Annotated in this window: 10 protein-coding genes and 3 tRNA genes; all 13 read left to right on the top strand. The window is 43.0% G+C overall.

The genetic code is table 11. From position 1 onward, the window contains the following. The first annotated feature begins 40 nt into the window (after positions 1 to 40). Complete coding sequence (gene ltrA, locus RH061_RS22975) at positions 41 to 1,300, top strand: group II intron reverse transcriptase/maturase (protein WP_311070432.1); 1,260 nt, start codon at positions 41 to 43, stop codon at positions 1,298 to 1,300. Positions 1,301 to 1,926: 626 nt separating this feature from the next. Continuing rightward, entirely contained in the window at positions 1,927 to 3,027 is a 1,101-nt protein-coding gene (gene ychF / locus RH061_RS22970) for a redox-regulated ATPase YchF (RefSeq protein WP_311073121.1), read from the top strand. 250 nt (positions 3,028 to 3,277) lie between these two features. Next, positions 3,278 to 3,565: a 30S ribosomal protein S6 gene (gene rpsF, locus RH061_RS22965; RefSeq protein WP_311073118.1), complete on the top strand. Its 288-nt coding sequence runs from the start codon at positions 3,278 to 3,280 to the stop codon at positions 3,563 to 3,565. A 78-nt stretch (positions 3,566 to 3,643) separates the two neighbouring features. After that, entirely contained in the window at positions 3,644 to 4,129 is a 486-nt protein-coding gene (gene ssb, locus RH061_RS22960) for a single-stranded DNA-binding protein (protein WP_079505977.1), read from the top strand. Between the two features lie 50 nt (positions 4,130 to 4,179). Continuing rightward, complete coding sequence (gene rpsR, locus RH061_RS22955) at positions 4,180 to 4,416, top strand: 30S ribosomal protein S18 (RefSeq protein ID WP_079507585.1); 237 nt, start codon at positions 4,180 to 4,182, stop codon at positions 4,414 to 4,416. Positions 4,417 to 4,677: 261 nt separating this feature from the next. Further along, positions 4,678 to 5,619: a YybS family protein gene (locus RH061_RS22950; protein ID WP_311073115.1), complete on the top strand. Its 942-nt coding sequence runs from the start codon at positions 4,678 to 4,680 to the stop codon at positions 5,617 to 5,619. A gap of 30 nt (positions 5,620 to 5,649) precedes the next feature. Then, complete coding sequence (locus tag RH061_RS22945; protein WP_311073113.1) at positions 5,650 to 7,623, top strand: DHH family phosphoesterase; 1,974 nt, start codon at positions 5,650 to 5,652, stop codon at positions 7,621 to 7,623. Beyond that, positions 7,620 to 8,069: a 50S ribosomal protein L9 gene (gene rplI, locus RH061_RS22940; protein ID WP_311073111.1), complete on the top strand. Its 450-nt coding sequence runs from the start codon at positions 7,620 to 7,622 to the stop codon at positions 8,067 to 8,069. Before RH061_RS22945 ends, rplI begins: the two co-directional genes overlap by 4 nt. A 119-nt stretch (positions 8,070 to 8,188) precedes the next feature. After that, positions 8,189 to 9,553, top strand: a complete 1,365-nt coding sequence (gene dnaB, locus RH061_RS22935; RefSeq protein WP_311073109.1) for a replicative DNA helicase — start codon at positions 8,189 to 8,191, stop codon at positions 9,551 to 9,553. Between the two features lie 200 nt (positions 9,554 to 9,753). Then, positions 9,754 to 11,043: an adenylosuccinate synthase gene (locus tag RH061_RS22930; protein ID WP_311073107.1), complete on the top strand. Its 1,290-nt coding sequence runs from the start codon at positions 9,754 to 9,756 to the stop codon at positions 11,041 to 11,043. A gap of 202 nt (positions 11,044 to 11,245) precedes the next feature. Beyond that, positions 11,246 to 11,321: transfer RNA gene (locus tag RH061_RS22925), tRNA-Lys, on the top strand. Between the two features lie 45 nt (positions 11,322 to 11,366). Continuing rightward, positions 11,367 to 11,441, top strand: a tRNA-Glu gene (locus RH061_RS22920). A gap of 159 nt (positions 11,442 to 11,600) precedes the next feature. Beyond that, a tRNA-Phe gene (locus tag RH061_RS22915) sits at positions 11,601 to 11,673 on the top strand. The last annotated feature ends 327 nt before the right edge of the window (positions 11,674 to 12,000 follow it).

Genomic DNA, 12,000 nt, shown 5'->3' with positions numbered 1-12,000 from the left:
ATAATTAGATTTCTACGTTCACGTCGAAAGGAAATATCACATGTTAATGAATCTGATTCTATCACGGGAAAACTTAATAGAAGCACTTAAACGTGTGGAGAAGAACAAAGGGAGTCACGGCATAGATGGAATGTCCGTAAAATCCCTACGAAGACATCTCTATGAGAACTGGGACACCCTTTGTGATTCTTTAAGGAAAGGTACCTATCAACCTAACCCAGTACGTCGAGTCGAAATCCCGAAACCGAACGGTGGAGTAAGGTTACTTGGAATACCTACCGTGATAGATCGTTTCATCCAACAGGCAATCGCCCAAGTTTTAACTCCGCTTTTTGACCCAACCTTCTCGGAACATAGTTATGGGTTTAGGCCAAGCCGAAGAGGCCATGACGCTGTACGTAAAGCAAGGGGATATATAAGTGAAGGTTACAGATGGGTGATTGACATGGACTTGGAGAAGTTCTTTGACAAAGTGAATCATGACAAGCTGATGGGGATATTGGCAAGCAGAATCCAAGACCGATTGGTCTTGAAGCTAATTCGAAAATATCTCCAAGCAGGAATCATGATAAATGGTGTAGTCTACGATGCAGAAGAAGGAACACCACAAGGAGGTCCCCTGAGCCCTCTTCTTTCGAATATACTTTTGGATAAGCTTGATAAAGAACTAGAAAGGAGAGGTCACAAGTTTGTCCGATACGCCGATGATTGTAATATTTACATGAAATCGAAGAAAGCTGGAGAACGAGTAATGAACTCCATTACATGCTTCATTGAGCAGAAATTAAAGCTCAAAGTAAACAGAGGGAAATCAGCGGTTGACCGCCCGTGGAAACGAAAATTCCTTGGCTTTAGCTTTACGGTTAATAAGAAACCGAAGGTTCGAATAGCCAACGAAAGTGTTAAAAGGCTAAAAGCTAAAATACGAAAGTTAACATCCCGTTCTAAACCAATCCCCATGGAAGTTAGAATTGAGAAATTGAATCAATTTCTAACGGGATGGTGTGGATATTTTGCATTAGCTGATACACCAAGTAAATTCAAAGAATTTGATGAGTGGATTAGAAGAAGACTCCGTATGATTGAATGGAAACAATGGAAGAACCCGAAGACAAGAGTAAGAAAACTCAAAAGTCTTGGCGTTCCAGACCAAAAGGCATACGAATGGGGAAATTCCAGAAAGAAATTTTGGAGAATTGCCTCAAGTCCAATCTTACACAAAACCCTCGATAACTCTTATTGGAGTCATCGAGGGCTCAAAAGTCTATATCAAAGATATGAATTTCTACGTCACACTTAATTGAACCGCCGTATACCGAACGGTACGTACGGTGGTGTGAGAGGTCGGGGGTTAGTCACCCCCTCCTACTCGATTTTTTAGAGAATATGGACAAGCAACATTGGTGTTAGATGTTGAAAAATATGGGCATGAGGACGCCAAGAGACATGATTGATGAACAGATATTTGAAATCTAAGGTACCAAAGATACCCTTATGCAAGCCAATCGGACTCTATAAGTTGCCGTTTAAGGAGAAAGAGACCCTTATGCAAGCCAATCTGCCTCTATAAGGGTGCCGTTCAGGGAGAAAGAGACCCTTATGCAAGCCAATCCGCCCCTATAAGGGTGCCGTTCAGGGAGAAAGAGACCCTTATGCAAGCCAATTGGCTTCTATAAGGGTGCCGTTCAAGGGGAAAGAGCCCCTTATGCAAGCCAATCTGCCTCTATAAGGGTGCCGTTCATGAAGAAAGTCAAAAAATAGTTTCACTGTCAGGCCTTGCAGGGCTTTTCGGGGCTGACCAAGGCGCTTGCGCTTTTCTAACAAGCTTGTCTTTTCCCTTCGTTATCTCTATAATTGTGAGAGGAAAAAATCGTTTAGGTGATTCTTGCTTGAATAGATACATTTTTAAATAGAGGAGTGACATGGATGGCCTTAACAGCAGGTATTGTTGGACTTCCTAACGTTGGGAAATCTACATTGTTTAATGCGATCACACAGGCTGGTGCTGAATCAGCGAACTATCCGTTTTGTACGATTGACCCGAATGTCGGAATCGTTGAGGTTCCTGACCATCGTTTAACTAAATTGACTGAGCTCGTACAGCCGAAAAAGACTGTACCGACTGCATTCGAATTCACTGACATTGCTGGAATCGTTAAAGGAGCGAGCAAAGGAGAAGGTCTGGGAAACAAGTTCCTTTCCCATATTCGCCAGGTAGATGCGATTTGCCAGGTTGTCCGCTGTTTTGCGGATGACAATATTACGCACGTTGCCGGTAAAGTAGATCCTATTTCTGATATCGAGGTTATCAACCTGGAATTGATCCTTGCCGACCTCGAGTCTGTTGAAAAAAGAATCAGCCGTGTCGAAAAGTTGGCTAAGCAAAAAGACAAGGAAGCTTCTATTGAGTTTCCAATCCTTGCTCGCCTTCGGGACGCGTTTGAAGCTGAGCAGCCAGCTCGTGCGGTTGAATTTACAGATGAAGAGATGAAAATCGTTAAACAACTTCATTTGCTGACAATCAAGCCAATGCTTTATGTTGCGAACGTGGGCGAAGAAGATGTTGCAGATCCGAGCGGAAACGAATATGTCCAGAAGGTCCGCGACTTTGCACAAAAAGACAATGCGGAAGTCATCGTCATCAGCGCTAAGATCGAAGAAGAAATCGCTGAGCTTGAAGGCGAAGAAAAGCAAATGTTCCTAGAAGAGCTAGGCATTGAAGAATCAGGTTTGGACCAGTTGATCCGTGCGGCTTACAGCCTGCTTGGACTGGCAACCTACTTCACAGCTGGTGTCCAGGAAGTCCGCGCATGGACATTCCGCCGCGGAATGAAAGCACCTCAGTGTGCCGGTGTCATCCACTCAGATTTCGAACGCGGATTCATCCGTGCAGAAACAGTCCACTACGATGACCTTTTGGCAGCAGGATCCATGACAGCAGCCAAGGAAGCAGGAAAAGTCCGCCTTGAAGGAAAAGAATACGAAGTAAAAGACGGAGACATCATCCACTTCCGTTTCAATGTATAACTCATTTTTTGCCCTGCCCATACAGCAGGGCATTATTTTTTATTATCGATTCATTTAGCATGGACAAAAATACGAACATATGTTAGTATTTTCTTATAGAAATCTATCACATAGAAATAGGGAAAATAGATTCTCTATACATATCATTGCCTTTGAATATGTTCTGTGATATAATTTCATCTTGTGAGTAATTAAACAATTACTCCTTGCCCTGTAATGGGGCCGTTTAGACCAAAAGGAGGTGACAGTGATGAGAAAGTACGAAATTATGTACATCATCCGCCCAAACATTGAAGAGGAAGCTAAAAAGGCTCTTACCGAGCGTTTCAGTTCAATCCTTACAGAAAACGGTGCGGAAGTTTCAGAAGCTAAGGAATGGGGCAAACGCCGCCTTGCTTATGAAATCAATGATTTCCGTGATGGCTACTACCAGCTTGTTAAGGTAAACGCTACTCCGGAAGCAGTTGAGGAATTCTCTCGTCTTGCTAAGATCAACGAAGATATCCTTCGCCACATCGTAATTAAAGAAGAAGAATAATTAATGTTATAAATATAAACTTTCAGCGGAAGATGTTTCATATGGAACATTCATGCTGGGGGGAAGGAGTTGATTCTGATGATGAATCGTGTCATTCTTGTTGGCCGTTTGACCAAGGATCCTGAATTACGTTTCACACCGAATGGAGTTGCGGTGGCTACTTTCACACTTGCGGTAAATCGTTCATTTACCAACCAGCAGGGGGAAAGAGAAGCTGACTTCATTAACTGTGTGGTATGGCGCCGTCCAGCCGAAAATGTTGCTAACTTCTTGAAGAAGGGCAGCCTTGCAGGTGTTGATGGACGCGTTCAAACTCGTAGCTATGAAGGACAAGATGGTAAGCGTGTATACGTTACAGAAGTTCTTGCTGAGAGTGTTCAGTTCCTTGAGCCAAAAGGACAGTCTTCAGACAGAGGGGATAGCGGTTATTCCCGTCAAAATGATCAAGGATCCCCGTTCGGGAATCAGAATCAACGACAAAACCAAGGTTATACAAAAGTAGATGAAGATCCATTTGCAGGTGGCGGCCAGATCGACATTTCAGATGATGATCTTCCATTCTAATATAACTCGGATTTGAAATAGAATACACAAGGAGGGAAATGACCATGGCAATGGGTGGACGCAGAGGCGGACGTGCAAAACGCCGTAAAGTTTGCTACTTCACAGCAAACGGAATCACTAAAATTGATTATAAAGATGTTGATCTTCTTAAAAAATTCATCTCTGAGCGCGGTAAAATTTTACCACGCCGTGTAACTGGTACTAGCGCTAAATATCAGCGTAAATTGACAGTTGCAATCAAACGTTCTCGTCAAATGGCATTACTGCCATACGTTTCAGGCGAATAATGATCGGATTTTAAAAGGCAGCGGGGCTTTCCCGCTGCCTTTTATATTAGCTATATATCACTTCGTTTGCTTGTCATACGTTTAAAAGCTAAAATAGTTCTTATCGGTTATCTTAAAAATGGCTGGTACTTGGTTCAGTAAACAGTTATTAAATCTTGATTGAACCTTATAATGACACCAAGGCGCTTATGCTTTTCGGTGTCTAGCTCCAGCACTTGTCGAGGCTGATCAAGGCGCTTACGCTTTTCTGTGAGGTGGATTATGAAGAATACATACAAGCTGACGGAAGGTGCCATCCTGTTAGCGATTTTTGCGGTTTTATTATTGATCACTTTCTATATACCTGGCCTGGGGTTAATCGTAAACCTTTTTCTTTCTTTGCCGTTCTTATTTTTCGGTGCTAAGTATGATGGGAAAAGTACGGCTGTTTTTACGCTCGCAGCTGTGTTATTATCCATGATTTTAGGATCGCTCCTGGCAATCCCGCTTGCATTGGCATATGGGACAACAGGTGCTGTTATGGGTTATATGGTCAGGGAAGGGAAAAGTAAGTTCGCAGCATACATAGCTGGTTCCCTCGTGTTCCTTTTGAATTTGGTGGCACAATATGCGTTATCAGTCATCTTATTCAAAATTAATATTATCGATGAATTGATGGAGGCTTTTCGTGCCTCTACCGACCAGGCGATTAAATTGCTGGAACAAATGGGGCAGGCACCTGATGCGAACCTCATCAAGCAATTTGAAGCAATGATCGATATGATGGAAGTACTTATGCCGAGCATGTTCGTCATGGCCTCATTCTTGATTGTGTTCCTGCTTCAGCTTGTCTCGTTTCCATTCTTGAAACGGTTCGGGATCAAGGTGCCAACCTGGCCGCCATTCAGGGAATTGAATCTGCCTAAGAGCATACTTTGGTACTATCTCATCACGATGATTGCAGCATTGATCATACAGCCGGAAAAAGGAACCTATTTGTTCTGGGTGATTTCCAATCTAACATTCATCCTGCAAATGCTGATGGTTCTCCAAGGGCTCTCTTTAGTGTTTTATGTAACACATATTAAAAACTATCCTAAAGCGGTTCCCATCATCTTCGTTGTCCTGGTTTTCCTCCTTCCATTTGTTCTTTATATTGTGAGGATATTAGGTATAATTGATTTAGGATTTGACTTAAGAAAACGTCTTGGGGAGAAGAAGTAATCAGAAACTAACGCTTTAGGAGCTGAGCACATGCCTTCTTATTTAGAGAGGCGGCAAATACGCTATCCATTGTATGGATTGATGGCCGTAACACTAGTGCTGATTGGATTTCTGTCTTACTATAACTGGATTATAGGAGCAGCAGGTTTCATTCTCACTGGCCTATTGATATATTTGATTTTTCAAGTGAATCATAAAATAAGGCAAGAGACGGAAGAGTACATTTCCACGCTGTCTTACCGGGTGAAAAAAGTCGGCGAAGAAGCGTTGATGGAAATGCCCATCGGGATCATGCTGGTTAATGATGACTATTATATTGAGTGGACGAATCCCTTCATTGCTGCATGTTTCAATGAAGATTCGCTAGTAGGAAAATCACTTTATGATGTTGCTGATGCGGTCATTCCGCTGATCAAGCAAGAAGTGGAAACAGAAATCATCACTCTTCATGCCCGTAAATTCCGAGTCATCCATAAACCTGAAGAACGGCTGCTCTACTTTTTCGACGTGACCGAACAGGCAGAAATCGAAAAAATGTATCATGATGAGCGTACAGTCATCTCGATCATTTACCTTGATAACTATGAGGAATTGACTCAGGGAATGGATGATCAGACGAAAAGCAGCTTGAACAGTCTTGTGACGTCCATTTTAAATAAATGGGCAACCAATAATGGGGTATTCCTCAAAAGGGTTTCCTCTGAGCGCTTCATCGCAGTATTTAGCGAGCATATACTTCAGCTGCTGGAAAAAGGGAAATTCTCGATACTTGATGAAGTAAGGGAAACGACATCGAAGCAAAATGTCCCATTAACTTTAAGCATAGGTGTTGGCACAGGATATTCATCCCTTCCTGAGCTTGGCACCCAGGCACAATCCAGCCTGGATTTGGCTTTGGGACGCGGTGGTGACCAGGTTGCGATCAAGCAGCCTAATGGCAAAGTTAAGTTTTATGGAGGCAAGACGAATCCTGTTGAAAAGCGAACAAGGGTTAGGGCCCGAGTCATCTCTCACGCATTGAAAGAACTGGTCATCGAGAGTGATAAGGTCTTAATCATGGGACATAAGAACCCTGATATGGACGCCATCGGTTCGGCAATCGGAATTCTCAAAGTAGCGCAGATGAATAAGCGTGAAGGTTTTATTGTCTATAATAAAAATGAGATTGATACAGGTGTACAGCGCCTGATGGATGAGATTAAGGAAAACGAATCCCTCTACTCTCGATTCATTTCGCCGGAGCAGGCATATGAAATTGCATCTGATGACACATTGCTTGTCATTGTTGATACGCATAAACCATCACTTGTCATTGATGAGAGACTGTTGAACCGGATTGAGAACATCATCGTGATTGACCATCATCGCCGGGGAGAGGAATTCATCAAGAATCCTTTGCTCGTATATATGGAGCCTTATGCTTCATCAACAGCTGAACTCGTGACCGAGTTACTGGAATATCAGCCTAAGAACGGTAAAATCCAGATGCTAGAGGCAACTGCTTTATTGGCGGGAATCATCGTAGATACTAAAAGCTTCACATTAAGGACCGGGGCCCGGACATTCGATGCTGCTTCCTATCTGCGCAGCCACGGGGCGGATACCATTTTAGTCCAGAAGTTTTTAAAAGAGGATATTAATACGTATATCAGAAGAGCTAAAATTATTGAGAATGTTTATTTTTACCGGGATGGCATTGTCATTTCAAAAGGTGCAGACGATGTTTATTGTGACCATGTGCTGATTGCGCAGGCTGCTGACACCCTGCTGACGATGGATGGAGTCTCAGCATCCTTTGTCATCTCAAAACGATCAGAAGATACCATTGGCATAAGTGCGAGGTCGCTTGGCGAAATCAATGTCCAGGTGATCATGGAAAATCTCGAAGGTGGCGGGCATTTAACCAATGCTGCGACACAAATGTATGATATAACTACGGATGAGGCAGAAACACTTTTACAAAATGCCATAGATGATTATTTAGAAGGGGGACAAAAAGAATGAAAGTAATCTTTTTGAAGGACGTTAAAGGAAAAGGAAAAAAAGGCGAAATCAAAAATGTGGCAGATGGCTACGCACACAATTTCCTGATTAAACAGGGTCTTGCAGTTGAAGCAAATCAGGCCGCTATGAGTTCCCTGAGTGCACAACAAAAGAAAGAAGAGAAAGTGGCCCAGCAGGAGCTTGAAGATGCGAAAGCATTAAAGGAAAAGCTGGAAAAGGTTACGGTTGAACTATCTGCGAAATCTGGTGAGGATGGACGTCTATTTGGCTCAATCACTAGCAAGCAGATTGCTGATGAACTGCAAAAAAGCAATGGCATCAAACTTGATAAGCGTAAAATTGAGCTTTCGGATGCCATTCGCACACTTGGATACACAAAGGTTCCAGTCAAGCTTCATAAAGATGTACAGGCAACTTTGAATGTCCATGTAAAAGAAGGTAAATAATTTACAGTTCCATATAGCCGTAAACATGATAAAATAATATAGTTACAGAAATAGGTGATCGGTTCTGCTGATCACTTTTTTCAATTAGACGAGAGAGAATTTTGTAAGGGGGCTGGCAGATGAGTGAATTATTCGCGGATCGACTTCCGCCGCAAAACATGGAAGCGGAACAAGCCGTACTTGGCGCAATATTTTTAGAGCCATCAGCTTTAACTCTTGCTTCAGAACTATTATTACCCGACGATTTTTATCGTGTTGCGCACCAGAAAATCTTCAACGTCATGCTGGATTTAAATGATAAAGGCAAAGCCATTGACCTGGTGACTGTCACTGAGGAATTGGCTTCATCCAAGCTGATTGAAGATGTTGGAGGCGTCAGTTATTTAAGTGAATTGGCTGCATCCGTGCCGACGGCTGCTAATATAGAGTATTATGCTAGAATCGTAGAAGAAAAATCATTGTTGAGAAGGCTGATCCGTACAGCATCTGGCATCGCTGAAGATGGCTATTTGCGTGAGGATGAAGTCGAGGCATTACTTGCCGAAGCAGAAAAGAACATCATGGAGGTTGCCCAGCGTAAGGGCGGAGGAGCCTTCCATAATATCAAGGATGTCCTTGTCAGGACCTATGATAATATCGAGGAAATGCATAACCGCAAAGGGGATATCACCGGTCTTGAGACGGGATTTACCGAGCTTGATCGAATGACAGCGGGCTTTCAGCGAAATGATTTGATTATCGTTGGTGCCCGCCCTTCTGTTGGTAAAACCGCCTTCGCCTTGAATATCGCCCAGAATGTTGCGAAAAAGACTGGGGAGAATGTCGCGATCTTCAGTTTGGAGATGGGCGCAGAGCAGCTGGTCATGCGTGTTCTTTGTGCTGAAGGAAATATTGATGCACAAAGGCTTCGTACAGGATCCCTGACTGATGAGGACTGGGGCAAACTGACGATGGCCATGGGAAGCCTGTCAAACGCAGGAATCTTCATAGATGATACTCCCGGCGTCAAAATTACCGATATCAGGTCAAAATGCCGACGCTTAAAGCAGGAGCAGGGACTTGGCATGATCATGATCGATTACTTGCAGCTGATCCTTGGAAGCGGACGTGCCGGCGAAAACCGTCAGCAGGAAGTATCAGAGATCTCCCGTTCCCTCAAGCAATTGGCGCGTGAATTGCAGGTCCCTGTCATCGCTCTGTCCCAGCTTTCCCGTGGAGTGGAACAGCGACAGGACAAGCGTCCGATGATGTCCGATATCCGTGAATCCGGTTCAATCGAACAGGATGCAGATATCGTAGCCTTCCTTTACCGTGATGACTACTATGACAAAGAATCCGAAGACAAGAACATCATTGAAATCATCATTGCCAAGCAGCGTAACGGCCCTGTAGGCACCGTCAAGCTGGCCTTTGTAAAAGAATATAATAAATTCGTCAATATAGAGAATAGATATGATGAATCGTACGCTCCACCAGGGGCATAATGAGAATTGACCATATAGGTTGATTCTCTTTTTTTATAAAAGATTATATTAGACTACATAGAGTAAGAATTTTTACGAACGAAATAAGTGTTATATAAAATTAATGTTCGTGTTTTGTTGACTTTTACCTGAGATTGCTGGTAAACTTTATATGTTTGAAACGAAAAAAAATTACTGTATACCTTTGGAGGTGCTTTTATATGTCATCCGTAGTAGTAGTAGGGACACAATGGGGAGACGAAGGAAAAGGGAAGATTACAGACTTCCTATCAGAAAATGCCGAAGTGATTGCCCGTTACCAGGGAGGGAACAACGCCGGACATACAATTAAGTTCAATGGTGAAACATATAAATTGCATTTAATTCCATCAGGAATTTTCTATAATGATAAAATCAGCGTCATCGGCAACGGAATGGTTGTGGACCCAAAAGCTTTAGTGAAGGAGCTTGCTTATCTTCACGACAAGAATGTTAAAACAGACAATCTGCGCATCAGCAACCGCGCGCATGTCATCCTTCCATATCACTTGAAGCTTGATGAGGTGGAAGAAGCGAGCAAGGGCGCCAATAAAATTGGAACGACCAAGAAGGGAATCGGCCCTGCATACATGGACAAGGCTGCACGTACCGGAATTCGAATTGCCGACTTGCTGGATCGTGAAGTATTTGAAGAAAAGCTTTCTCGCAACCTGGAAGAAAAGAATCGCCTGCTTGAACGAATCTACGAAACAGAGGGATTCAAGCTTGAAGACATTCTGGATGAATATTATGAGTATGGCCAGCAAATCAAGGATTATGTTGTCGACACATCCGTCGTTCTTAACGATGCTTTGGATGATGGCCGCCGGGTACTATTTGAAGGCGCACAAGGTGTTATGCTCGACATCGACCAGGGAACCTATCCATTCGTCACTTCATCCAATCCAGTAGCGGGTGGTGTCACAATTGGTTCAGGAGTAGGACCGACCAAAATCACTCATATTGTTGGAGTTTCGAAAGCTTATACCACTCGTGTGGGAGATGGACCATTCCCTACAGAGCTAGATAACGAAATCGGCCACCAAATCCGTGAAGTAGGCCGCGAATATGGTACGACAACTGGACGTCCGCGCCGCGTCGGCTGGTTCGACAGTGTCGTCGTCCGACATGCCCGCCGTGTCAGCGGAATCACGGACCTATCTTTAAACTCGATTGATGTTTTGACTGGAATCGAAACACTTAAAATTTGCGTCGCATACCGTTACAAAGGCGAGTTAATCGAAGAATTCCCAGCAAGTCTCAAGACACTTGCTGAATGTGAGCCAGTTTACGAAGAACTGCCAGGATGGACAGAAGACATCACAGGCGTAAAATCACTCGATGAACTGCCTGAGAACGCACGACACTATCTCGAGCGTATTTCACAGCTGACAGGCATTCCATTGTCTATCTTCTCTGTCGGCCCGGACCGCACCCAAACAAACGTCGTCCGCAGCCCTTGGAGATCATAAGTAATCTCAATTTAAGCCCCTGATCATGTAGATCGGGGGCTTGTTTTAATTATGTATTAAAAGACTTGCCACTGAATTCGGAGGAAAACTGCCGGATAAAAGAAAAAAGCGAAAAAAGTTTTAAAAAAATATATACAAATGACAAAATGCTATGGTAATATAAACAACGTTGTCACTAATTCGACAAAAAATGATAAGAAACGAGCCATTAGCTCAGTCGGTAGAGCATCTGACTTTTAATCAGAGGGTCGAAGGTTCGAGTCCTTCATGGCTCACCAAGTTTTTTTTTTCGCGTAAAGTGAAAAAGATCAACTTTAATATATGGCCCCTTGGTCAAGCGGTTAAGACACCGCCCTTTCACGGCGGTAACACGGGTTCGAATCCCGTAGGGGTCACCATATTACATATTTAATTGAGTGGTATTATCTTGGCTCAGTAGCTCAGTCAGTTGCTTGCTTCACTGAATATGCATCTGCGGCAACTTGCGAGAAAGACCGTAAGGTCATTCGAGCAAAGGATCTAAACCAAACAAAGTTTAGGAAACAACATATCATCTTGGCTCAGTAGCTCAGTCGGTAGAGCAAAGGACTGAAAATCCTTGTGTCGGCGGTTCGATTCCGTCCTGAGCCATTAAAAAAGGGAGCGTGTCATATGACATGCTCCTTTTTTTTGTAACATTTATGTAACATAACGATAAACTTCCTATTTTTAGCATGTTTGTATTGCTATTAACAACATTGTTCAATGTTAATCCTGCAAAAGTAGGAGAATAACCTGTTATTACTAGGTTTTTGGCTCATTTTTAATATGAAAGATAGGAAAATATACCGAGAGTGAATTCCATATATCTGACAAAAAACGTAATAAAATGTCAGCTATTATACATTTTTGTTACATAATGAAGACTAGCCTCCCCATCGATACATTATATGGTAAAGTATAAAGGTACAATTATCA

Origin of the sequence: Mesobacillus jeotgali (assembly GCF_031759225.1) — a bacterium.
Taxonomy (GTDB): Bacteria; Bacillota; Bacilli; order Bacillales; family Cytobacillaceae; genus Mesobacillus; species Mesobacillus jeotgali_B.
The sequence above is the reverse complement of the archived record's forward strand: the minus strand, read 5'-3'. Positions and strand labels throughout refer to the sequence as shown.